This window comes from Nocardia sp. GP40, from assembly GCF_050434125.1.
GTDB lineage: Bacteria > Actinomycetota > Actinomycetes > Mycobacteriales > Mycobacteriaceae > Nocardia > Nocardia albiluteola.
In genome coordinates this window covers 965,380-987,425 of the sequence record NZ_JBNPVW010000002.1, presented here as the reverse complement: position 1 = coordinate 987,425, position 22,046 = coordinate 965,380, and the positions used below count along the sequence as shown (strand labels likewise).

The 22,046-nt window shown below is 68.2% G+C and carries 21 protein-coding genes and 1 pseudogene; 6 read left to right on the top strand and 16 right to left on the bottom strand.

The genetic code is table 11. The features are described 5' to 3' along the window. Positions 1 to 525 precede the first annotated feature (525 nt). Positions 526 to 2,151, bottom strand: coding sequence for a chaperonin GroEL (gene groL / locus ABH933_RS09175; protein WP_215922109.1), 1,626 nt, complete (start codon positions 2,149 to 2,151; stop codon positions 526 to 528). 205 nt (positions 2,152 to 2,356) lie between these two features. Beyond that, on the bottom strand, positions 2,357 to 2,647 hold the full coding sequence (locus ABH933_RS09170) for a hypothetical protein (protein ID WP_429419146.1): 291 nt from the start codon (positions 2,645 to 2,647) through the stop codon (positions 2,357 to 2,359). A 93-nt stretch (positions 2,648 to 2,740) separates the two neighbouring features. On the opposite strand from ABH933_RS09170, the gene ABH933_RS09165 reads away from it, so the two are divergent. Then, on the top strand, positions 2,741 to 3,508 hold the full coding sequence (locus ABH933_RS09165; RefSeq protein ID WP_429419144.1) for a trans-aconitate 2-methyltransferase: 768 nt from the start codon (positions 2,741 to 2,743) through the stop codon (positions 3,506 to 3,508). Positions 3,509 to 3,828: 320 nt separating this feature from the next. Here ABH933_RS09165 and ABH933_RS09160 read toward each other — a convergent pair. Beyond that, positions 3,829 to 4,527 (bottom strand): annotated as a pseudogene (locus ABH933_RS09160) (Clp protease N-terminal domain-containing protein); the annotation flags it as partial. Between the two features lie 153 nt (positions 4,528 to 4,680). Between ABH933_RS09160 and ABH933_RS09155 the strand changes: the two are divergent. Beyond that, positions 4,681 to 5,496 carry a serine hydrolase gene (locus tag ABH933_RS09155; protein WP_429419142.1) on the top strand — a complete coding sequence of 272 codons (816 nt, stop codon included), beginning with the start codon at positions 4,681 to 4,683 and terminating at the stop codon, positions 5,494 to 5,496. Positions 5,497 to 5,526: 30 nt separating this feature from the next. On the opposite strand, the gene ABH933_RS09150 is transcribed toward ABH933_RS09155, so the two are convergent. From ABH933_RS09150 to ABH933_RS09130, 5 genes are all read right to left on the bottom strand, one after another. Then, a complete protein-coding gene (locus ABH933_RS09150) occupies positions 5,527 to 5,967 on the bottom strand; it encodes a hypothetical protein (RefSeq protein WP_429419140.1) in 441 nt (146 codons plus the stop codon). A 103-nt stretch (positions 5,968 to 6,070) separates the two neighbouring features. Continuing rightward, positions 6,071 to 6,439, bottom strand: a complete 369-nt coding sequence (locus tag ABH933_RS09145; RefSeq protein ID WP_429419138.1) for a UBP-type zinc finger domain-containing protein — start codon at positions 6,437 to 6,439, stop codon at positions 6,071 to 6,073. After that, positions 6,436 to 7,956, bottom strand: a complete 1,521-nt coding sequence (locus ABH933_RS09140; protein WP_429419136.1) for an ATP-binding protein — start codon at positions 7,954 to 7,956, stop codon at positions 6,436 to 6,438. Before ABH933_RS09140 ends, ABH933_RS09145 begins: the two co-directional genes overlap by 4 nt. 11 nt (positions 7,957 to 7,967) lie before the next feature. Further along, positions 7,968 to 9,641 (bottom strand): FAD-dependent oxidoreductase, encoded by a 1,674-nt coding sequence (locus ABH933_RS09135; RefSeq protein ID WP_429419134.1) that lies wholly within the window; start codon positions 9,639 to 9,641, stop codon positions 7,968 to 7,970. 84 nt (positions 9,642 to 9,725) lie between these two features. Then, positions 9,726 to 9,908: a hypothetical protein gene (locus tag ABH933_RS09130; protein ID WP_215922117.1), complete on the bottom strand. Its 183-nt coding sequence runs from the start codon at positions 9,906 to 9,908 to the stop codon at positions 9,726 to 9,728. A gap of 228 nt (positions 9,909 to 10,136) precedes the next feature. On the opposite strand from ABH933_RS09130, the gene ABH933_RS09125 reads away from it, so the two are divergent. After that, on the top strand, positions 10,137 to 10,583 hold the full coding sequence (locus tag ABH933_RS09125; protein WP_429419132.1) for an SRPBCC family protein: 447 nt from the start codon (positions 10,137 to 10,139) through the stop codon (positions 10,581 to 10,583). A 36-nt stretch (positions 10,584 to 10,619) separates the two neighbouring features. Next, a complete protein-coding gene (locus ABH933_RS09120) occupies positions 10,620 to 11,318 on the top strand; it encodes an SIMPL domain-containing protein (RefSeq protein ID WP_429419129.1) in 699 nt (232 codons plus the stop codon). Between the two features lie 56 nt (positions 11,319 to 11,374). On the opposite strand, the gene ABH933_RS09115 is transcribed toward ABH933_RS09120, so the two are convergent. Continuing rightward, positions 11,375 to 12,403 carry a beta-ketoacyl-ACP synthase III gene (locus tag ABH933_RS09115; RefSeq protein ID WP_215922120.1) on the bottom strand — a complete coding sequence of 343 codons (1,029 nt, stop codon included), beginning with the start codon at positions 12,401 to 12,403 and terminating at the stop codon, positions 11,375 to 11,377. 297 nt (positions 12,404 to 12,700) lie between these two features. Between ABH933_RS09115 and ABH933_RS09110 the strand changes: the two genes are divergently transcribed. Beyond that, positions 12,701 to 13,417: a phosphatidylserine decarboxylase gene (locus tag ABH933_RS09110; RefSeq protein WP_429419126.1), complete on the top strand. Its 717-nt coding sequence runs from the start codon at positions 12,701 to 12,703 to the stop codon at positions 13,415 to 13,417. 32 nt (positions 13,418 to 13,449) lie between these two features. Beyond that, a complete protein-coding gene (locus ABH933_RS09105) occupies positions 13,450 to 14,343 on the top strand; it encodes a CDP-alcohol phosphatidyltransferase family protein (RefSeq protein WP_429419264.1) in 894 nt (297 codons plus the stop codon). 62 nt (positions 14,344 to 14,405) lie between these two features. On the opposite strand, the gene mnhG is transcribed toward ABH933_RS09105, so the two are convergent. The 7 genes from mnhG to ABH933_RS09070 form a co-directional block, all read right to left on the bottom strand. Beyond that, positions 14,406 to 14,753 carry a monovalent cation/H(+) antiporter subunit G gene (gene mnhG / locus ABH933_RS09100; RefSeq protein WP_215922122.1) on the bottom strand — a complete coding sequence of 116 codons (348 nt, stop codon included), beginning with the start codon at positions 14,751 to 14,753 and terminating at the stop codon, positions 14,406 to 14,408. Beyond that, entirely contained in the window at positions 14,750 to 15,010 is a 261-nt protein-coding gene (locus ABH933_RS09095) for a monovalent cation/H+ antiporter complex subunit F (RefSeq protein ID WP_215922328.1), read from the bottom strand. The genes mnhG and ABH933_RS09095 overlap by 4 nt, the downstream gene beginning before the upstream one ends. A gap of 24 nt (positions 15,011 to 15,034) precedes the next feature. Then, positions 15,035 to 15,586, bottom strand: coding sequence for a Na+/H+ antiporter subunit E (locus ABH933_RS09090; RefSeq protein WP_429419124.1), 552 nt, complete (start codon positions 15,584 to 15,586; stop codon positions 15,035 to 15,037). A 30-nt stretch (positions 15,587 to 15,616) separates the two neighbouring features. After that, positions 15,617 to 17,245, bottom strand: coding sequence for a Na+/H+ antiporter subunit D (locus ABH933_RS09085; protein ID WP_429419121.1), 1,629 nt, complete (start codon positions 17,243 to 17,245; stop codon positions 15,617 to 15,619). After that, complete coding sequence (locus tag ABH933_RS09080; RefSeq protein WP_215922125.1) at positions 17,242 to 17,625, bottom strand: Na(+)/H(+) antiporter subunit C; 384 nt, start codon at positions 17,623 to 17,625, stop codon at positions 17,242 to 17,244. Before ABH933_RS09080 ends, ABH933_RS09085 begins: the two co-directional genes overlap by 4 nt. Continuing rightward, entirely contained in the window at positions 17,622 to 20,537 is a 2,916-nt protein-coding gene (locus tag ABH933_RS09075; protein ID WP_429419119.1) for a Na+/H+ antiporter subunit A, read from the bottom strand. Before ABH933_RS09075 ends, ABH933_RS09080 begins: the two co-directional genes overlap by 4 nt. 104 nt (positions 20,538 to 20,641) lie before the next feature. Then, positions 20,642 to 21,976, bottom strand: a complete 1,335-nt coding sequence (locus ABH933_RS09070; RefSeq protein WP_429419116.1) for a hypothetical protein — start codon at positions 21,974 to 21,976, stop codon at positions 20,642 to 20,644. Positions 21,977 to 22,046: the final 70 nt, after the last annotated feature.

Here is a 22,046-nt window from a genome sequence, read left to right as displayed (position 1 = left end):
GACACCCACACGGGGGTGTAAGCGCCGGAACCAAAATAAATATTTGGCACTGACATTCATCGACACACTATTGAGTTCTCAAAGAACACACGCACACACCATCTCGCGAGATTTTATCTCGGTTGATCGGTGAGGCAACTTTTCAAGCTTAGCGCAACCTTCAATCCCGAACCAAATCGGGTTCTGAAGTCGAGCTAGTGTGAGTGCCAGGCGCTCCTCGTCCAACCTCGTTTCCCAGGCCTTTCGGCTCCGGGTCGGTGTCCGTGTCGCTCTGACCTGGAATAAGTTACGCGGCAGGCGGTTTCAATGTCAAATCGCCTGGTCACGCGGCCAAACCATGGATGTCCGCCACGGCAACATCATGTGACCGCGCGGGGTCGGGCATCACGAATTTCCGGTTGCTGAAGTTGATCGGCACAGGGAATGGCGCATCGCGAATCCATATATGCCCGAAACGCCGGTAGCCGGCCCACTCCGAAGAGTGGACCGGCTACCGGTTCGAAACTGCGTGCCGAACGGCGGGACTCAGAAGTCCATGCCGCCCATGCCGCCGGTCGGGTCGCCCGCGGGAGCGGCGGCCTTCTCCGGCTTGTCGGCCACGACGGCCTCGGTGGTGAGGAACAGGGCCGCGATCGAGGCCGCGTTCTGCAGCGCCGAACGGGTCACCTTGACCGGGTCGGCCACACCGGCCGCCAGCAGGTCCTCGTACACGCCGGTGTCGGCGTTGAGGCCCTGGCCGGTGGGCAGGTTGGAGACCTTCTCGGCCACCACGCCGGGCTCGAGGCCCGCGTTGAACGCGATCTGCTTCAGCGGCGCGGCCAGCGCGACACGAACGATGTTCGCGCCGGTGGCCTCGTCACCCTCGAGCTTCAGGTCGTCCAGAGCCGGAGCGGACTGCAGCAGGGCCACACCACCACCGGGGACGATGCCCTCCTCGACGGCGGCCTTGGCGTTGCGCACGGCATCCTCGATGCGGTGCTTGCGCTCCTTGAGCTCCACCTCGGTGGCGGCGCCGGCCTTGATCACCGCAACACCGCCGGCCAGCTTGGCCAGGCGCTCCTGCAGCTTCTCGCGGTCGTAATCCGAGTCCGAGTTCTCGATCTCGGTGCGGATCTGCGCGACCCGGCCCTGGATGGCCTCGGCATCGCCGGCGCCGTCCACGATCGTGGTCTCGTCCTTGGTGATGACGACCTTGCGCGCGGTGCCCAGCAGGTCGACGGTCGCGGTCTCCAGCGAGAGGCCGACCTCTTCGCTGATGACCTCGCCGCCGGTCAGGATGGCGATGTCGGCCAGCTGCGCCTTGCGGCGGTCACCGAAGCCCGGGGCCTTGACGGCGACGGACTTGAAGGTGCCACGGATCTTGTTCACGACCAGGGTCGACAGGGCCTCGCCCTCGACGTCCTCGGCGATGATCAGCAGCGGCTTGCCGGCCTGGATGACCTTCTCCAGCAGCGGCAGCAGGTCTTTGACGGTCGAGATCTTCGAGCCGACCAGCAGGATGTACGGGTCCTCGAGGACCGCTTCCTGACGCTCCGGGTCGGTGACGAAGTAACCCGAGATGTAGCCCTTGTCGAAGCGCATACCCTCGGTCAGCTCCAGCTGGAGGCCGAAGGTGTTGCTCTCCTCGACGGTGATGACGCCTTCCTTGCCGACCTTGTCCATGGCCTCGGCGATCAGCTCACCGATGGACGCGTCGCCGGCGGAGATGGCGGCGGTAGCAGCGATCTGCTCCTTGGTCTCGACCTCCTTGGCGGTGTCAAGCAGCTTGGCGGTGACGGCCTCGACGGCCTTCTCGATGCCGCGCTTGAGACCCAGCGGGTTAGCGCCGGCCGCGACATTGCGCAGGCCCTCGCGCACCAGCGCCTGGGCGAGCACGGTGGCGGTGGTGGTGCCGTCGCCCGCGACATCGTCGGTCTTCTTGGCGACTTCCTTGACGAGCTCGGCGCCGATCTTCTCGTACGGGTCCTCGAGCTCGATCTCCTTGGCGATGGACACACCATCGTTGGTGATCGTGGGGGCGCCCCACTTCTTCTCCAGCACGACGTTGCGGCCCTTGGGGCCCAGCGTCACCTTGACAGCGTCGGCGAGGCTGTTCAGACCCCGCTCGAGGCCCCGACGGGCCTCTTCGTCGTACGCAATTGTCTTGGCCATTGCGTTGAGATCCTCCAGATCAGGGGATTGACACGATCTGGCCAGGTTCGGTGCCCGCGACGGACGACCGAGGGTGTCATGGCTCCCGGTCTCACCATCCCGACCTGGCACTCACAGGTTTGGAGTGCCAGAACCATTTTTAGCACTCGCCAGTACCGAGTGCAAGGTTGAGCAGAACGCTCCGGCGGGGGTTACCTCGACGAAGTCAGGTATCGGTGACCCGCAATGCGAGTGCGAGGAAGGCATCGGCGCGGCGCTCCTCGGGCGTGCGCGGCTCGCCGCGGTCGACGGTCACCTGCAGTGCGTCGTGCAGTAGCAACTCGGCCTCGATGCGCATGATGGCGCGGATGAACGGCGGCGCGACATCGGGCGGAAGATCCCCGTTGACGATGTAGCTGCCGTCGGGACCGGACTCGGTCTCGACATAGGTCAGCGCTCGCAGCAGGTCAGTTCGGAGTTCCCCTGCGATCATGTCGGAATCGGTGTCATCCGCCATAGCCACATCCTATCCGGACAACTCTTGCGCAACCGCATTTCGTCCTTTTAAAGTACGTACGTACGGTTTGGTGAGCAACGTCAGGAGCTTCCCATGTGGGATCCGCAGCAGTATCTGGCCTTCGACGACCACCGCTCCCGCCCATTTTTCGAATTGCTCTCGCGCATCGGCGCCGACCGTCCTCGGCGTGTCGCCGACCTCGGGTGCGGCCCCGGCCATCTGACCGCCGCGCTGTCGCAGCGCTGGCCCGAGGCGGTCGTCGAGGCCTCGGACTCCTCGCCCGACATGGTGGCCGCGGCCCGTGCCCGTGGGGTGCACGCGACGCTGCTGGACGTGCGGGACTGGGCGCCCGAACCCGACACCGATGTAGTCGTGTCGAATGCGGTGCTGCAGTGGGTCCCCGGCCATCCGACGCTGCTGGACGAATGGGCGCGCAAGCTGCCGCCCGGCGCGTGGCTCGCGATCCAGGTGCCGGGCAACTTCGATGCGCCCTCGCACCGCAGCATTCGCGAGCTCGCCGCCCGGGACGAGTGGAGCGAGCGCCTCGAACCGGCCGGAATTCTGCAGCCGCGCAACGTTCTCGATCCCGCCGGCTACGCCGCCGTGCTGGCCGCCGCCGGATGCGCGGTGGACGCCTGGGAGACCACGTATCTGCAGCGCCTCACCGGAGACGATCCGGTGCTCACCTGGGTCAAGGGCACCGCACTGCGACCGGTGCGCGACGCCCTCGACGACGCCGCCTGGGATCGATTCACCGCCGAGCTGGGTTCGATGCTGCGCGAGGCGTATCCGCGCCAGGCCGACGGGACGACGTGGTTGCCGTTCCGCCGGGTATTCGCCGTGGCGCGCACGCCGCACTGACATCGCACCGAAGGGCCGCGCCGGCAGACTCACCCGGCGCGGCCCTGACGTATTCGCCCGCACCCGTTATGTGCACCGCCCGTGGCACACAAGGGTTTCGCTGGACGCCGACTACCGGCTCACGGCTGCGGCGGTACGGGCCGCGGCGGGGACATCGGGGGCTGCGGGCCACGTGGATGCTCGGGCGCAAAGTGTGGCGGCGGATGCCCGGGCGCATGCGGCGGAGCGGGCACCTGCCCCGGCGGCGGCGGAGCGACGGGCGGCGGCACGGAACCGGGCGCCTGCGGCGGGGGCGCCTGCCCGGGCCGCACCGGCTGCTGCAACAACTGCCCCAGCTGGGCAATGATCGTCTTCTCCATGTCGGCGTGGTCGAGGCCGAGACCGGACAGGATCCCGGAGCCGTCCTCCTGCTCCAGCAGCGCGAGAAGCTCGTGCTCGGTGCCGATGTAGTTGGTGCCCAGGCGCAGTGCCTGCCGGTAGGTGAGTTCGAGGACCTTGCGTGCCTGGCCGTCGAACGGAATGAGCGCGGGCAGTTCGTCGGCGGTCGGCGGCAGCGCCGCCTCGGCGACCCGGCGTACCGCATCCAGGCTGATCCCCTTGGCGATGATCGCCTGCGCCGCAAGGCCTTCCGGCTGACTGAGCAATCCGAGCACCAGATGTTCGACCTGAATCTCCGGATTGCCTGCCCGCCGCGCCTCCTCCTGCGCCGCCACCACGACCTTGCGCGCCCGGTCGGTGAACCGAGCGAATCCGGCATTGGGATCCATGGCCGAGTCGCCGCCCTTGGGCACGAACCGCTTCTGGGCGGCCTGCTTGGTGACGCCCATGCTGCGGCCGATATCGGTCCACGAGGCGCCCGAGCGGCGGGCCTGATCGACGAAGTGCCCGATCAGATGATCGGCCACCTCACTGAGGTGCCCCGCGGTCACCACCGCGTCGGCGAGTTGTTCCAGGGGGTCGTCGGGACGTGCCCGTTTGATGCCCTCGATCAGATCGTCGAGGCGAATGTTTGCTGTCATGCGTCAACTCTAGGTTGACTTTGAGATCAAAGTCAACGATTGGTTGACGGCTATTGTGAGTCGGCCGACACGCGCACTCCTGCAGAACCTGCTCGCGGAGTCCAATACCCTGCAGGGGCGAGGTACGCCCCCAACCGGCCCTGATAGGTGGATATGTCCGTAATCAGACAGACAATCGCAGTCGCCGCGGCCCTGGCCGCAACCCTCACCGTGCACCTGCCCGCGGCCTCGGCCCAGTCCCAGGCGCTGGATCCGGCACTGGTCACCCGCGCCGCCGCGGCCGACGGCTATGCCAAGACCCGCCCCGGCATCACCGGCATCGTCGTGTTCGACCGCAAGACCGGCGCCATCTGGCAGAACGGCAATGCGAACAACCAGGTGTGGGCCGAGTCCACCGAGAAACTGGAGATGGTCGCGAGCCTGCTGCTGCGCAACGAATCCGGAGCGATCTCGCTGTCCGCGTCGGACCGCGACCTGATGCACCGGATGCTGAACGTCAGCGACGACGACGCCGCCGATGCGCTGTGGAAACGTTACGGCGGCGCGAGTTTCGCCCGGGACCTGGGCCGATTCGGCATGACGTCGTCGACATTCCGGGACGCGCAGCCGTATTGGGGCTGGATGAAGACCACGGCCGCAGACCTCGACCGGCTGATCAATTCCGCGCTGGCCCAATTGAACCCCGCCGACCGCACCTACCTGATCAACGAGATGCGTGGGGTCGGCGCCGTGCAGCAGTGGGGCGTGTGGGGTGCGGGCCCCGCGGCCCGGCCGGGCAACAAGGACGGCTGGTCTCCCGACAACGCCGACGGTTCCTGGAACGACAACTCCGTCGGCTTCGTCGGCCCGGACGAGCGCTACACCGTGGCCATCACCTGCAACACCCAGACGGTCGCGAACGGCGACCAGACCGGCAGGGACACCGACAGCCAGGTCGCGAAGATCCTGTTCGGCGGCTACTTCGGCTGAGGTGACGCCACTCGCGGAAATCCCGGCGGGCTACTTCTGGGCGATTCCGATCGCGACGGCCAGTGGCTCGTTCTGCACGCTGTGTGCCAGGCACACCAGCTTCGCAGTGCCCAGAGCTACATCCGGGCTACCTTGAAACTTGGAGCCGGGGTTTTCCGCGAGAGCCTTTTCCACCACCGACTTCTCGGTGTCGATGTCCATGTTCCGGAAGGTGCTGCACAGCGTCTGCGAGGCCGGGCCCAGTGTCGACTTGGTCGTTGTCGTCGGGGCGGTCGTCCCGGCGCTCGCCGTCGCGCTGCCGGACGCGGCGGTGGTGGCAGCGGCAGAGGCGGTCGCGCTGGTCGTGCTGGCCCCGCTAGCGGCGTTCGCGGCGTTGTCCTTGCCGCCGCCGCACGCGGCCAGACCGGTTGCCATGGCGCCGAGCGCAACGATCATCGCGCCACGAGCGACGGTCACCGAAAGTTGTTTCATCTGTGCATATTCCCGGGTGGTCGGTGGACGCCGGGCTACCCAGCGCGCTCGCAGCGTACCGGGCCGCGAGCGCGCACGTGCACCGGGTTCACCCGCCCGGCGATCAGTGGATGTGGTTCTGCCAGTCCCGGGGCACGCGTTCGCGCGGGCCGGGCACCGTCTGACCGCGCGGATGATGCTGCGGCGGCGCGAGCTTGGGCCCCTCGCCGAACATCTCGTCGGAACGGAAGTCGAAGAACCATTCCTCGCCCGGTTCGAAACTCTGGATGAAGGGGTGGCCCGTGTCCGCGAAGTGCTTGGAGGCGTGCTGCTCCGGCGAGGTGTCGCAGCAGCCCACGTGACCGCACTGCGCACACCGCCGCAGGTGGACCCACCAGCCCTGCGCCGCTTCGCATTCCGCACACCCCGCGCCGCTCGGCGGCACGGCCGGATCGATGCCCTCGATCGCGGCGCTGTCGGATTCTCTTGTCATCCTTCACCTCCAGAATTCGTGTCTACGTCCTGACCTTCGACGGGCCGGTTCTCCGGATTCAGCGGCAGCCGCACGATGAACCTCGTATCGCCGGGAACCGACTCGACCCTGATATCGCCGCCGTGCTTCTTGGCCACGATACGGAACGAAATGTCCAGCCCCAGACCGGTTCCCTCGCCCACCGGCTTGGTGGTGAAGAACGGCTCGAAGATCCGGTGCCGCAGCTCGGCGGGCACGCCGGGACCGGTATCGCCGATCTCGACGACGGCGCACTCGTTTTCGCGGTAGGTGCGCACGGTCAGGGTGCCGTGCCCGTCCATCGCGGCGACCGCGTTGTCGATCAGATTGGTCCACACCTGATTCAATTCCGCTGCGTAACACGGCACCTGCGGCAGCGTGCGGTCGAAGTCCTTGACCACGGTGATGTCGTCGCCGATCTTGCGGGCCAGCATCACCAGCGTGCTCTTGAGCAGCTCGTGGATGTCGACCACCTGGAACGGCGCGCGGTCCATCTGCGAATACTGCTTGGCCGCATTGACCAGCGAGGACATCCGGGTGGTCGAGTCGGTGATCTCGTTCATCAGCAGCTCGGTCTCGACCGTGTAGTTCAGCCAGCGGATCGCGCCCTCGAACACACCGCCGTCGCAGCCCTCCAGCGCTCCGGAGATCCGTTCGAGCCAGTCGACGTCGAATCCGGCCTGCACGAAGGTCGGGGCGATGTCCCAGCCGTTGGCGATGCCGTGCCCGTCGAGCCAGTCGCCGAGCTCGTCCTCGCGGTCCGCGGTCTCGAGCGGGGTCAGTGTCGGGGCCTTGGCGACCTGGGTGGCCGCCTCCTCCTGCAGCTGCACCAGCGCCTCGAACGCGGCCGGGGTGAACTTGCCGTGCGCCATCATCTTGAGCTTGTGCCGCATGCCCGCGACCCGGTCCCGTAGCGCCGAGGTGGCGCGCACCGCCGCGGACGCCGGGTTGTTCAGTTCGTGGGTGAGCCCGGCCGAGAGCTGGCCCAGTGCGAGCAGGCGCTCGCGCTGGCCGATGATCTCGTTGCTGTTGCGGTTGCCGAAGAACACGCCCTCCAGCAGGTGCAGGGCCATCGGGAACCATTCGCGCATCATCTGCGCGAAGGTCGCGGAATCGAGCACGAAGAACTTCGAGGGCTGGGTGACGTAGAACGATCCGTTGTAGTTCTGCTCCACCTTGTCGCCCATATAGGCCATCCAGGCGCCGGAATACGCTCCGCGATGCCGGGTGCGGACGAGCTCGATCTCCTCGCCGCCGGACTGCTTGGTCAGCACGACCTCGCCGTCCATCAGTACGTAGAAGCACGTCGCCGGGTCGCCCTCGCGGAAAACCAGTCCCGGCTCGAAGGTCTCGACGTGCCCGCCGCGGCACAGCCAGTCCAGCTGGTCGTCGTCGAGCTTCTCGAACAGGAACAGGGTGCGCAGTTCGTCGGGGTCGCACAGCGTCCGGGCGCTGGTCGCGTTCCCCGAGTCGGACAGGGCCTTCTGAGTATCAGTCACAACACTCTCTCCTATTGCTTGGCCAGGTACCGGTGCACGAGCATGACCGCCATCGCGCCCTCGCCGACGGCGGAGGCGACCCGCTTGGCGGAATCCGAGCGCACGTCCCCGGCCACGAAAACGCCCGGGACGCTTGTCTCGAGGTGATGCGGCGGGCGCGGCAGCTCCCAGCCCGGCGGGCGGTTGCCGTCGACCATCAGATCGGGTCCGGCCACCACGTATCCGGCCGGATCGCGGGCGACGATGTCGTCCAGCCAGTCGGTTTCCGGCGCAGCCCCGATGAACAGGAACAATCGCTCGGCATCGACCTTCTCCTCGGCACCGGTCGCGTTGTTGCGCAGGATGATTCGCTCCATGTGATCGTGGCCGTCGACCGAGACGACCTCGGTGCAGGGGTGCACGACGATGTTGCCGATCTGCTCGATCTGCTGAATCAGATAGTGCGACATGGATTTCTCCAGCGAGTCGCCGCGGATCAGGATGTGCACCTTGCAGGCGTTGCGGGACAGGAACACCGCCGCCTGGCCCGCCGAATTCGCGCCGCCGACGATGTACACGTCGCGATCGATGCAGTCCGCGGCCTCGGTCATCGCCGAGCCGTAATACACTCCGCGCCCGGTGAATTCGTCCACCCCGGGGGCCGGGTGGTGGCGGTAGTTCACGCCCGTGGCGATCAGGACCGAATGTGCCGCGATCGAGCTGCCGTCGTCGAAATTCACCACTCGCGCCGAACCGCAGACGTCCAGGCCCACCACCTCGCGGGCGGTGATCAGCTCGGCGCCGAATTTGACCGCCTGTCGGCGGGCCCGATCGGCCAGCTGCGCGCCGGACACACCGTCCGGGAAGCCCAGGTAGTTCTCGATGCGCGAGCTCTGCCCCGCCTGACCACCGGTCGCCGTGCGCTCGACCAGCACCGTGCGCAGGCCCTCCGACGCGCCGTACACCGCCGCGCCCAGCCCCGCCGGACCGCCGCCGACCACGATCAGGTCGTAGAACTCGCCGGTCGGATCGGTGTTGAGGCCGACGCTCACGGCCACCTCGCTGTCCGAGGGCGCCAGCAGTGCCCGGCCGGTCGGATCGATCACCACCGGGCAGCTGTCCGGGTCCGCCCCGGCCGCGGCCAGCAGCCGGGCGCCCTCCGGCTCGTCGGCCAGGTAGAAGCGATAGGGCAACTGGTTGCGCGCCAGGAACTCCCGCAGTTCCGAGCAGCGGGCCGACCAGCGGTGCCCGATCACCTTGGTCTCGTGCACGGGGCGGTGATCGTCGCCCCGCCACGCCTCGAGCAGCGCGTCGATCACCGGATACAGCTTCTCCTCCGGCGGATCCCAAGGCTTGAGCAGATAGTGGTCCAGATCGACGACGTTGATCGCCTCGATGGCGGCATTGGTGTCTGCGTACGCGGTCAGCAGCACCCGGCGCGCATACGGATGCAGGTCCATCGCCTGCTCCAGGAATTCGATGCCGTCCATTCCCGGCATCCGATAGTCCGCGATCAGCACGGCGACGGGCTGACCACGCAGTTTCATCTCACGAAGCGCGTCCAGGGCCGAGGCCCCCGATTCCGCGCGCAGGATGCGGTAGTCCGCACCGTATCGGCGCCGCAGGTCCCGGACGACGGCGCGGGAGACACCCGGATCGTCGTCGACACTGAGAATCGCCGGTTTGGCGGCAGCTGGTGAAGTCACCTCATGAGTATGGGCGGTATGCGCAAGTCGCGGGCAGACGTTTCGCTGTGGGCTGCACCCGGGTGCCCGGCAGACCGGGCATCATCAGCCCGGCTGCCGGTGCTCGACGATGTCGAGCTCGGTGGGAGTGAGCAGGCGCTCGAGTCGTTCCTCGCGGTCGGTATCACCACGTTTTCGCAACGGCCCGAACGTCCGTTCGGTGTCGAAATCCGGAAGTAGCGGCAGTGGAACCACGTGCCGGCGGTTGAGTAGAGAGCGAAAATTCACGGCCGATCACCTCACATGAGACGGAAACATGCCCAGTCGGTTGCTTCGTCGAACGCCGTAATCTCTATCTGTCATTCTGCGGCCCGCATTACGGATTCGGGCACCCCTCACATCAGAATGTGATCCAGTCGATTTTCGACCAGAAGTGACCTCAGTCACATACCACCGGTCACGGGCGGTGCACAGTAGGATCCGCGGTAACACATATCTCGGATCCCGGAGGGCGCGTTGCCGAACCCATTGACTGCCACCATCGAGATCGCCGCGCCGCCGGAACGGGTCTGGGCGGTGCTCTCGGATCTGAAGCGGATGCCGGAGTTCAGCCCCAACACCGTGCGGATGATTCCGCTCGGCACCCCGCGCGCGGGCACCTGGACGGTCAACCTCAACCACGACGGCTACTACTACCCCACGACCTCCCGGATCACGCGCTTCGAGCCCAACCGGGCCTTCGCATTCCGGATGAACGAGAACGGCACCGTCTGGAGCTTCACGCTCGAGCCCACCGAGTCCGGGACCAAGCTGGTCGAGCGGCGCGACATTCCCCACGGCGTGCGCAAGCCCGTGCGCATGATGATCGACGCGTTCCTCGGCGGCGAGCAGCAATTCGAGACGAATCTGACCGACGGCATGAACGCCACCCTCGCGAAGATCAAGGCCGCCGCGGAGAAGTAGGCAGCCGGCGGCGTTCACTGGCCTAATGTCTCGGTGATGCGACGTTTCTATGGATCGGTTGCCGCCCTGGCCGGTACGGCCGCCCTGCTCACCGGATGCGGAAGTTCCTCGAACTCCGGCGGCCCGCACCGCGATGTCACCGTGATCGGGTCCGGGCAGGTACAGGGCGCGCCGGACACGCTGAACTCCGACCTCGGCGTCGAGGTGACCGCGCCGGACGTCTCGACCGCGATCTCGTCGGCGAGCACCCAGGGCAAGGCGCTCATCGACGCCATGGTGACCGCGGGCGCGCGGCGCGAGGATATCCGCACCACCGACGTCTCGGTGCAACCGGAGTACAGCAACGACCGCACCGTGACCGGCTACCGCGCGAGCAACACCGTGCACGTGGTGGTGCGCGATCTGACCAAGGCCTCGGCGATCCTGGGCGCCGCCACGCAGGCCGGCGGCAATGCCACACGGATCGATTCGGTGTCCTTCGCCCTGGACGACAACTCCAAGCTGCTCGCCGACGCCCGTGCCCGGGCCTTCGCCGATGCCAAGGCCCGGGCCGAGCAGTACGCGGTGCTGTCCGGGCTGAAACTGGGGTCGGTGACGACCATCAACGAAACCAGCAGCGGCGCAAACCCGCCGCCGCCGAGCGCGCGGAGTCAGTTTGCGGCGCCGGACATTCCGCTCGAGCCCGGCACCCAGACGGTGACGTTCACGGTCACCGTCAAGTGGGAACTGGATTGACAGCGCTCAACCCACCCCGCCGGCTCCGCAAGCTCCGCCGGCTCACCATCCCCGAGTTACTGCCAGTTGGGCAGTTTGACGACCTGCGCGGCCCAGGACAGTCCTGCGCCGAAGGCGACCAGCAGCGCGTCGGCGCCGGGCTTGCTCTTCCCCGAGCGCAGCAGCGCCTCCATGGCCAGCGGGATCGAGGCGGCCGAGGTGTTTCCGGTCTCCTCGATATCGTTGGCCAGCGCGGTGCTTTCGGGCAGCTTCAGCTCCCTGGCCATGATCTCGATGATGCGGCCGTTGGCCTGATGCGGAACCATCGCGTCGATATCGGCGGGGGTGAGCCCGGCCACGGCGATGGCGTCCAGGCAGACCTTCTTCAACGAGTGTGCGGCCCAACGGAATACCGCCGTGCCCTCCATGGCGAGATAGGGCCGCACGGCGTCGGTACCCTTCGCGTCGATCTCGTTGAAGAACTCCATCCAGTCCTTGTCCTGACGGATCGCGCGATGCTGAGTGCCGTCCGAACCCCAGACCGTCGGGCCGATGCCGGGCTCGTCGGACGGGCCGATCACGACCGCGCCCGCGCCGTCGGCGAACAGGAACGCGGTGCCGCGGTCGGCCGGATTGATCGTATCGGTCAGCCGCTCCACGCCGATCACCAGTGCACGGCGCGCGGTACCGCCCTTGACCAGGTCCGAGGCCACCGCGATGGCGTGGCAGAACCCGGAGCAGCCGGCGGAGATGTCGAAGGCGGCCGGATTTCCCATGCCGAGTTCGGTGGCGACCTGCGGGGCCGCGGCCGGGGTGAGCAGCAGCCAGGTGGAGGTGGCCACGATGACGCAGTCGACCTCCTCGGGGCCGACCCCCGCGGCGGCGAGCGCAGCACGGCCCGCGGCGGCGCTCATGCCGACGATGGTCTCGGCATCGGACGCGAACCGCCGGTTCCGGATGCCCGAGCGGGTGCGGATCCACTCGTCGCTCGAGTTGATCGGTCCGGCAACCTCGTCGTTGGTGACGACCCGGGCCGGGCGGTACACGCCGAGCCCGAGCATCGCTGTGTGCTCTGCCCCGGTGATCCGGGCGAGTCGTGCAGCCATCGTGCTTCTCCTATGTACCGGCAGGCGGTCCCCCGGGACCTGCGATCCCGGCGTGACGACCCCACCCGCGCCTTCCATCATCGGGTCCTCTGCGACCGGTTGTGTTAACCGAAGACATGAGGCCCCCTCATATTATCCCGAACTGTAGCCGCTAGTTGGGTAAAGTCGCAATCAGTTCCACTATGTCCCGTTCGCCGGCCGATTGCTCGCGTTCGGAGACCTGTCTGGGCCGCCCGATTCCCGTAAGGTGTGAGCGCGTATCACACCGCACCAAGTCCATGCACGAAAGAGGAGCCTGTGGCCCGCCGCCCCACCCCGCCCGGCACGCCCGACCGAACCGGAGTCGGCCATCTCGCCGATCTGGTCCGCGACGCGGTACCGCCGCTGCATCCCGCCGGTCTCCCGTTCGTGGCGGCGCCGCTGGCGGTGGCGGTGCTCGGGCGGCGGCGCACCTGGGTGCGGCGGGCGGCGCTGACGGCCGCGGCGGCCTGCGCGGCCTTCTTCCGGCATCCCCACCGGGTGCCGCCGAATCGGCCCGGCGTCGTGGTGTCCCCGGCCGACGGACAGGTCGCGCTGGTCGACACCGCCGTGCCGCCCGCCGAGCTGAATCTCGGTGACGTCGCGGTGCCGCGGGTGAGCATCTTCCTGTCGGTGCTCGACGTGCACGTGCAGCGCACGCCGGTGTCGGGCACCGTGCGCGAGATCGCCTATCGCCGCGGCCAATTCCGCTCGGCCGACCTGCCCGAGGCCAGCGGGGTGAACGAGCGCAACAGCATGATCCTCGAGACCGCCTCGGGTCAGCTGGTCACGGTCGTGCAGATCGCGGGCCTGTTGGCGCGCCGGATCGTGTGCGAGCCCAAGACCGGCGACGCGCTCACCATCGGCGACACCTACGGTCTGATCCGCTTCGGCTCGCGGGTGGACACCTACTTCCCCGTCGGCACCCGGCCGCTCGTCGAGCCCGGGCAGCGCACGATCGGCGGGGAGACGGTGCTGGCAGAACTGCTGTCATGATCGATAAATCCGCGATCGCCCATGGGGGTGGCATGGCGGCGAAGCCGGCGGGGTGGGTAGACACCGGACGGCGCCGGACCGTGCGATTGCTGCCGAGCATCGTCACGATCCTGGCCCTGTGCGCCGGACTGTCGGCGGTGAAGTTCGCCCTCGACGGGTCGCTGCAGGTCTCGCTGGCCATGGTCGGCGCGGCCGCCGTGCTCGACACCCTGGACGGGCGGCTGGCCCGCCTGCTCGACGCGACCACCAAGATCGGCGCCGAGCTCGATTCGCTCTCGGATGCCATCTCGTTCGGTGTGGCCCCGGCGCTGGTGCTGTACGTGGCGTTCCTGCACAAGTACAGCGTGGGCTGGATCATCGCGCTGATCTATGCGGTGAGCCTGGTGCTGCGGCTGGCCCGGTTCAACACCCTGCTGGACGACGACACCCGGCCCGACTGGCAGCGCGAATACTTCACTGGCGTGCCCGCCCCGGCGGCCGCGCTCACCGCGCTGCTGCCCGTCGCGGTGTACGAGCAGTTCGGCAGCGGCTGGTGGAATTCGGTGCCGGTGGTCGCGGCGTGGACGGTGTTCGCCGCGCTGCTGGCCGTCAGCACAATCCCGACGCTGGCGATGAAATCGGTCTCGGTCGCGCCGCAGGCCGCCGCGCTGCTGCTGGTGCTGGTCGCGCTGGTCGCCGCGGCGCTGGTCACCTATCCGCTGATCCTGCTGATGGTGCTGGTGGCGCTGTATCTGGCGCACATTCCGTTCGCCTGGCGCTCGGCGCGCTGGGTCGCGGCCCGTCCGGAGACCTGGCATCACAAGCCGGCTGAACGCCGCGCACAGCGGCGGGCCACCCGGCGGCCCGTGTTGCGGGTCTCCAACGCGCGGTTGCGGTTACGTCGTCCGGGCGGGCGGAACTTCCCGGGTACCGGCCTGCACGGCTGAGCCTCTCGCCGGCGGCGGCCGACAAGACGCGCGCAGTCCGACTGCGGTACAGGAGCTTTCACTTATTCCTGGTCGTCGTCCCCGAGTTCGTTGATGAGCAGCAAGCCGTCGCGCCCGCGCTGCTCACGGTATGCGGTGCGGCCGATGAGGTGGGCGACGGCGGGGGCGGTGAGCAGCGTAAACAGTCCCACCAGGACGAGCATCCAGACGTTGCCGTGGCCGCGCAGCTGGATCGCCGCGCCTAGCAGAATCAGGATCAGGCCGACGACCTGAGGTTTCGTCGCGGCGTGCATCCGGGACAGGGTGTCGGGGAATCGGACGATGCCCAGGGCCGCGGTCAGCGCGAAGGCCGCGCCGAGCAGGATCAGCACGTACGACAGCCAGCGCAGGGTGGTCTCGAACCAATTCATCGGTCGTCCCGCACGCGGAATCGGGAGACCGCGGCCGAGCCGAGGAATCCGACCAGGGCCAGCGCCACGATCCCGGGCAGCACCGTGGTGTCGTCGCTGAACGCCGCCCACACCGCCAGTCCGGAGGCGGTGATCGCCACCAGGGAGTCGATGCCGACGACCCGGTCCAGGGTGCTGGGCCCCGCCAGGACGCGGTAGGCGGTGAGGGCGGCCGCGCTCACCAGCAGGACCGCCGCAATGGTCGCGACGACCTGCATCGCCGTGCTCGTGTCATGCATGGGTCATCGCTCCTCGGGGGGAGGTGGGACAGGCTTCATCGTCTCGCGCCATTCGGACGGGCGCTCGAAGGAGCGGATCAGCAACTGCTCGAGCCGCCGGGTGGTGAAGTAGAACCGTTCGACGGCCGCGTCGCTGCCGACGTCCAGCACGTGCACCCAGACGGTGTGAGTCTCGCGGTCGAGTTCGAGCACCATGGTGCCCGGGATCAGGTTGAGCAGGTCGGCGCACAGCACCATCACCAGGGGCGAGCGGATCGCCAGGCGCACCCGCAGCACGCCGGATACCGGGGCCCCGGCCGGCCGGATCGCGAACCAGGCGATCTGCAGGCTCGATTCGAGCGCGTAATACGCACTGACAGCGATCAATTCGAACAACGACAGCGGATGCAGGCGCCCGGAGATCGGTACCCGCGGCAGCGGCAGCGCGAGCATGATGATCGCGCCGATCACCAGTCCCGCAACGACATTGCCGATGGTGAACTCCCCCCACAGGGCCGTGTAGACGATGGCCAGCCACGCGAGCGAACCGATCCAGACGAGAGTTTCCCGACTCATGCGCATCCTGCACCCCCGCCCTGCGCACGCTCACCGTGCCGGTTCATCGCGTCCTCCCGCCTGCGCCGTATCCGAATGCCCCAGGACGGTTTTCAGGTAGGTGCCCCGATCCGTCAGATCGCCCGCGGTGCGCGCGGCGATATTGAGGATCGGCCCGGCGAAGACCGTCAGGGCCAGGCCCACCCCGATCAGCGCGACCGTCGGGGCCAGCATCATCCGCGGCATCCGGCCTGGATCGGGGCGCTCGTGGAACAGCATGTCGACCGATTCGTCGATCAGCGCCGAGGGCGCCGCATCGCCCAGCTCGCCCTCGGGCGCCTGGGCGCGCGCCCGCCAGAACGCCTTGCTCCACACCCGCGCCATCGCATACAGCGTCAGCAGGCTGGTCAGCACCGACCCGGCGACCAGCACCCAGGCCAGCACGCTGCCGTCGGCGACACCGGCCTGCAGCAGCGTCACCTTGCCCAGGAATCCCGAAAAGGGCGGAATGCCACCCAGATTCAGCGCCGGGATGCCGAACAGCACCGCCAGCGCGGGGCTGGCCGCGAGCAGTCCACCCAGGCGCTCAAGCGACGCCGAACCCGCCTGCCGCTCGATCAGCCCGACCACCAGGAACAGCGTGGTCTGCACCAGAATGTGGTGTGCCACATAGAAAACCGTGCCCGCCAGGCCCGCGGCGGTATTGAGCCCGATGCCGAACATCAGATAGCCGATGTGGCTGACCAGGGTAAACGACAGCAGCCGCTTGATATCGCTCTGAGCGATCGCGCCGAGAATGCCGAGCAGCATGGTGAACAGGCCGCAGATCAGCAGCACCCGGTCGAAATGCGCGGCCGGGAACAGCAGCGTGTGCAGCCGGATGATCGCGTACACACCGACCTTCGTCAGCAAACCCGCGAAAACCGCGGTGACCGGCGCCGGCGCGGTGGGATAGGAATCGGGCAGCCAGTTCGACAGCGGGAACACCGCGGCCTTGATCCCGAACGCCACCAGCAGCACCGCGTAGATCGCGCCGCGCACCCCGCCGGGCACCGCGGCCATCCGCTCGGCCATCTGCGCCAGATTCAGGGTGCCGGTCGCCGCATAGGCCAGCGCGATGCCGATCAGGAAGATCAGCGACGACACCATCGACACCATCACGTACGACACCCCCGCGCGCACCCGGTCGGCGCTGGCGCCGAGGGTCAGCAGCACGAACGACGCGGCCAGCAGCACCTCGAACCCCACGAACAGGTTGAACAGGTCCCCGGCCAGGAAGGCGATCGAAACCCCCGCGGTCAGAATGAGATACGTCGGCTGGAAGATCGAGGTCGGCTGGCGTTCGGTGCCGTCGCTGATACCCTGCCCGACGGCGTACACCATGACCGCCAGCAGCACGATCGAGGACACCAGCAGCATCGCCGCGGACAACCGGTCCACCACCAGCGTGATCCCGATCGGCGCGTGCCAGCCCCCGACCTGCAGCGCGGCCATGCCGTCGCGATCGGCGAGGTACAGCAGCAGCGCCGCGACCGCCACGACGGCGGACAGCGCGATCACCGAAATGATCTGCTGCAGCCGGGGTTTGCGCCCGGCGACGAGCGTGAGCGCCGCGGTCAGGAGCGGGATCAGCACCGGCAGCGGGGCCAGCCGAAAAATCAGGTCATGGGGCAAACTCACTGCTCGGGATCCTCCCCCTCGCGCCGCGAGGCCACCTTCACGTCCTCGGGGTCGTTCTCCACCTGCTCGGTGGCGCGCAGGGCGTAGGAGCGGTAGGCAAGCGCCAGCACGAACGCGGCCAGTCCCATGGTGATCACGATGGAGGTCAGCACCATCGCCTGCGCCAGCGGATCGGCCGTATCGTGGTGCACCCGATCGGTTTCCCCCAGGATCGGCGGGCGTCCGTCCACCCCTCCGACAGTAAGAATGAGCAGATTCACCGCGTTGCCGAAAAGGATCATCCCCAGCAGCATCTTCGACACCGCGCGCTCGAGCACCATGTACACCGCGCATGCGGTCAGGATGCCGATCAGGATCAGCAGGGTCAGGTTCGCGGTCATCGGCGCTCCCCGATGTTTTCCCCATCCCGCCGACTCCGCAAGCTCGGTCGGCTGACCGGCCCCGTTGTCTCGATCCGGGGCAGGGTGCCCGTGGTGTGCATCGGGTCCTCGGTGTCCAGGCGGGCGCCGAGGCTGCGCAGCACATCCAGCACCAGGCCGACCACGATCAGGTACACGCCCAGATCGAACAGCATCGCGGTGACCAGCTTGACGTGCCCGAACATCGGCAGGTTCACCTGGATGATCGCCGAGGACAACGGCGGCGCTCCCAGCACCAGCGACCCGGTCGCGGTGCCCGCGGCCAGGGCCAGTCCCGCGCCGAGCAGGTGTCCCGCGTCGACCGGCAGCGCCTCGGCCAGCTCGTAGCGCCCGCCCGCGAGATACCGCAGCACCAGCGCCAATCCGGCGGTCAGGCCGCCCGCGAAACCGCCGCCGGGGGCGTTGTGGCCGGAGAAGAAGAAGTACGCCGAGAGCATCATGATCGTCGGGAACAGCAGCCGGGTCGTCATCGCCAGCACCATCGATCGGTGCCGGCGGGCGACCAGGTTGGCCGCGGGCAACCAGTAGGTGCGGTTCGGGTCGTAGCCGGGCGCGTCGGCCACCCGCGGCAGCGTGCCGAAGCGGCGGCTGCGGAACATCAGCGAGGCGACGCCCGTCGCGGCGACCACCAGCACCGAGATCTCCCCGAGGGTGTCCCACGCCCGGACGTCGACCAGCAGCACGTTCACCGCGTTCTTGCCGCCGCCGAATTCGTAGGCGTAGTCGGGGATCCGGTGCCAGATCGGTTCGGTGCTGCGCGCGGCGATCGCGAACGCGGCCAGCACCGAGACCGTCGCGCCGACCAGCGCCGCGAGCACCGCGCGGCGCACCTTGAACGCGGTGGTGCGGTCGGACTCCACCTCGGCGGGGAATTTGCGCAGCACCAGCACGAAGATGACCAGCGTCAGCGTCTCCACCAGGAATTGGGTCAGGGCCAGGTCGGGCGCGCCGTGCAGCGCGAAGATGCACCCGCAGCCGTAGCCGGTGACGCCGACCAGCAGCACCGCGGCGAGGCGGTTGCGCATGATGGTGGCACCCACCGCCATCATGATCATGATCAGCCCGATCACCGGCTGAAGGGGCGAATCCCACAGGCGCAGGGACACTTTCGAGCGTGCCTCGACCATCAGCATCGCGGTCGGCAGCGCGATCAGGGTGATCAGGATCAGCGCCTGGTTCAGCGGGAGCGAACCGCGTTGTGTCGCACCGGTCATGCGCAGGGACAGCTGATCCATTCCGCGCAGCACCGCGTCGTAGACGCGGTCGGCGTTGCCCAGGCGGGGATTGGCGGATTCACCGATGCGGTCCCGGATTTCGAACAGCAGCAGACCGCAGGCGATCGCCACCATCGACAGGGTCAGCGGCGTCCCCCAGCCGTGCCACAGCGCCAGATGGGAAAGCCCGTGTCCGGGAAGGGTTTGCGCATAGGGCCGCAGCAGCCGGTCCAGGCGGGACGCACCCACCCCGGCGGCGACACTCGCCAGCGCCAGCACCGCGGGCGGCGCGACGAACAGCGCACCGGGACGATGCCATTCGCGGTGCGGCTCGGGCACATCCGTGGACCCGTATTTATCCGCTGTCTTGGAACCGAATGCGCCCCAGAGGAATCGGACGCTGTAGCCGACTGTGAACATGGAGCCGACCACGACTCCCACGACCACGGCGGCCCGCGCGGGCCCGGACAGGTTGTCCGCGTCCAGAATTGCGCCCAGCGCGCTCTCCTTGCCCACGAAACCCAGCATGGGCGGGATGCCGGCCATGCTCAGCGCGGCCAGGGTCGCGGTCCCGCACAGCACCGGCGCGCGTCGCCCCAGACCGGACAGCCGCCGCATGTCCCGGGTCCCGGCGCCGTGGTCGATGACGCCGACGACCATGAACAGGCAGGCCTTGAACAGCGCGTGCGCCACGATCATCGTCACCCCGGCCAGTGCCGCGTCCGGGGTGCCGATCGCCAGCAGCGTCGTCATGAACCCGAGCTGGCTGACCGTGCCGAAGGCCAGCACCAGCTTCAGGTCGTAGACCTGCAGCGAGCGCAGCCCGGCCAGCACCATCGACAACAGGCCCAGCGTGAGCAGGATCGGATGCCACGGCGCGCTGACCGCGAACACCGGCGCGAGGCGCGCGACCAGGTACACACCGGCCTTGACCATCGCCGCGGCGTGCAGATAGGCGCTGACCGGCGTGGGCGCGGCCATCGCGCCGGGCAGCCAGAAGTGCAGGGGCACGATCGCCGACTTGCTCAGCGCACCGATCAGGATCAGCACCACCGCCACGCCCGTGAACCAGGAGTGCGGATCGGCCCGGTGCACGACCTCCGAGAGCCGGTAGGTGCCGCACTCGTGGCCCACCATGATGATGCCGACCAGCATCGTCAGCCCGCCCGCACCGGTGACCAGCAGCGCCTGCAGTGCCGCGCGGCGGCCGGCGATCTGATCCGCGTGATGGCCCACCAGCAGGAACGACAGCACCGTCGTGGCTTCCCAGAAGGTGAACATCAGGATCATGTTGTCGCTGGTGACCAGCCCGAACATGGCCCCGGAGAACGCCACCATGTAGCCGGCGAAGATGCCCAGCCGCTGGCGGTCGTCATCGTCGAAGTAGCCCGCGCAGTAGGCCAGGATCAGCGTGCCGATGCCCAGCACCAGCGCGGCCATGATGCTGGAGAGCGAGTCGAAGCGCAGGTCCACGTTCAGGTGGATGCTGGGCGCCCAGGGGATTTCGAGGGTCCGGTCGTCGTTCCAATGCGTGACCACCCAGCCGAGGCTGCCCAGCGGCGCCAGCGCCAGCACATAGAAGCCGCGCCTGCCCAACATCCGGACGCACGGCGGCGCGATGAGAGCGGCGGCGGCATGTGCGAACAGGATGGCGAGCAAACATCACTCCGTCGGTCGGCAGCGGGGTGGAGCGGCCTCGATGATACTTGCCGACGTGTTCTCCGGTCCCGGGCGATGCGGACGCTCGTACCATACGGCGAAAATCAGCTATCTTCGGACGTTTCGGGCAAATCGGTCATCGGCTGGGGTGCCCGCACCACCGTCGGCGCTCGCCAGCGCCGCAGGAACAGCAGCCCCGCCGCGCAGCCGATCGTGATCGCCAGCGCCATCCAGTACGAGATGGCCGCATGCACCATGGGCACCGGGACGATGCTCCACTGCCCGCCCTGCAGGGTCGCGGTGCTGAAGGCCCCGTGACTGAGGTGGTCGCGCACGGCCAGCACCCCCGAGGCGCCCAGCACGATCGCGACTCCGAGCACCCGCGTCGGGTTGTACCGCGGTGCGGCGCAACCGAAGCAGTACCCGGCCGCCACCGCGAGCACCACGGCGAGGACGGCGGCACGCAGCCGGCCGTCGTTGCCGGTCAGCGCGCCGAACAACGCCAGCCCGGCCAGCATTGCCAGCGCCACCATCGGTGCGGCCCGCCGGAATCCCACCACGATTCCGGCCGCCACCGCCACGACCAGCAACGGCGCCGCCCAGTCCGCCACCTGCGCGGGAATCACCGCGCTGCCCACCGACGACAACGCGACCGCGAGCAGCACCAGGGTGCCGTCGCGGCGGGGCAGCAGCATCGCCGCGATCACCGCGGTGATCACCGTGGCCGCCACCGCCACCGTGATGTCGACGACATCGGCGGCATGCCGGGCCAGCCACTCCGAGCCGAACAACGTGACGGCGATGTACAGCAGGCCCGCCAGGATCGGGGCCATCGGCAGCTCGATCGCACGCCGCTCGATCTCGGCACGGCGCCGGTTGGCAATGGTGCCGAAAGCCACCAGGACCAGCGTGATCTCGATGAGCCACAGCGGCGGGGAGTCGACCGCCGGCCAGTGCGAGGTCAGGTCGAGACGGCCCTGGGTGTACGACACCGGCATCGCCGCGGCGATCACGACGCTGGCCAGCGCGCCGAGCGTCCACCCGAAGACCTGCAGGCGGCCGCGCAGCACCGCGGCCGCGATGCCGCCCAGCAGAATTCCGCCGGCGATCGAATCCACGAAGTTCAGGGTGGACAGCGGCGCGACCGGATTGGCATTGTGTCCGGCGAGATGGTTGATGAACATGATCGCGATGCCGAACAGGGCCGACCCCCACGCGGCCATGGCGTGATTCATGGTGGTCGCGAACACCGCGACCAGCACCGCGACCATGGCGCCGACCGCGATGGCGCGCGGCACGCTGAAGGCGAGCATATCCAGTTGTAGCGCGCTCGACTCCGTCGACCACGCGAAGTCGATCGGCAGCAGTAGCGACATTCCGGCAACCAGCGTGCACACGAAGGCCGTGACCATCTCCACAACAGCATGACTGGTGCGCACCAGGCAAAACTACCTGTGATCGGAGGCACACGAAAGGCAGGCGTGCCATTTACGTGCGCTACGTCTCCTC

Excerpts from the sequence above, each read along its gene's own strand:
- groL (WP_215922109.1), bottom strand. The coding sequence starts at position 2,151 with ATGGCCAAGACAATTGCGTACGACGAAGAGGCCCGTCGGGGCCTCGAG.
- ABH933_RS09170 (WP_429419146.1), bottom strand. The coding sequence starts at position 2,647 with ATGGCGGATGACACCGATTCCGACATGATCGCAGGGGAACTCCGAACT.
- ABH933_RS09165 (WP_429419144.1), top strand. The coding sequence starts at position 2,741 with ATGTGGGATCCGCAGCAGTATCTGGCCTTCGACGACCACCGCTCCCGC.
- ABH933_RS09155 (WP_429419142.1), top strand. The coding sequence starts at position 4,681 with ATGTCCGTAATCAGACAGACAATCGCAGTCGCCGCGGCCCTGGCCGCA.
- ABH933_RS09150 (WP_429419140.1), bottom strand. The coding sequence starts at position 5,967 with ATGAAACAACTTTCGGTGACCGTCGCTCGTGGCGCGATGATCGTTGCG.
- ABH933_RS09145 (WP_429419138.1), bottom strand. The coding sequence starts at position 6,439 with ATGACAAGAGAATCCGACAGCGCCGCGATCGAGGGCATCGATCCGGCC.
- ABH933_RS09120 (WP_429419129.1), top strand. The coding sequence starts at position 10,620 with ATGCGACGTTTCTATGGATCGGTTGCCGCCCTGGCCGGTACGGCCGCC.
- ABH933_RS09115 (WP_215922120.1), bottom strand. The coding sequence starts at position 12,403 with ATGGCTGCACGACTCGCCCGGATCACCGGGGCAGAGCACACAGCGATG.
- ABH933_RS09105 (WP_429419264.1), top strand. The coding sequence starts at position 13,450 with ATGGCGGCGAAGCCGGCGGGGTGGGTAGACACCGGACGGCGCCGGACC.
- mnhG (WP_215922122.1), bottom strand. The coding sequence starts at position 14,753 with ATGAATTGGTTCGAGACCACCCTGCGCTGGCTGTCGTACGTGCTGATC.
- ABH933_RS09095 (WP_215922328.1), bottom strand. The coding sequence starts at position 15,010 with ATGCAGGTCGTCGCGACCATTGCGGCGGTCCTGCTGGTGAGCGCGGCC.
- ABH933_RS09090 (WP_429419124.1), bottom strand. The coding sequence starts at position 15,586 with ATGAGTCGGGAAACTCTCGTCTGGATCGGTTCGCTCGCGTGGCTGGCC.
- ABH933_RS09080 (WP_215922125.1), bottom strand. The coding sequence starts at position 17,625 with ATGACCGCGAACCTGACCCTGCTGATCCTGATCGGCATCCTGACCGCA.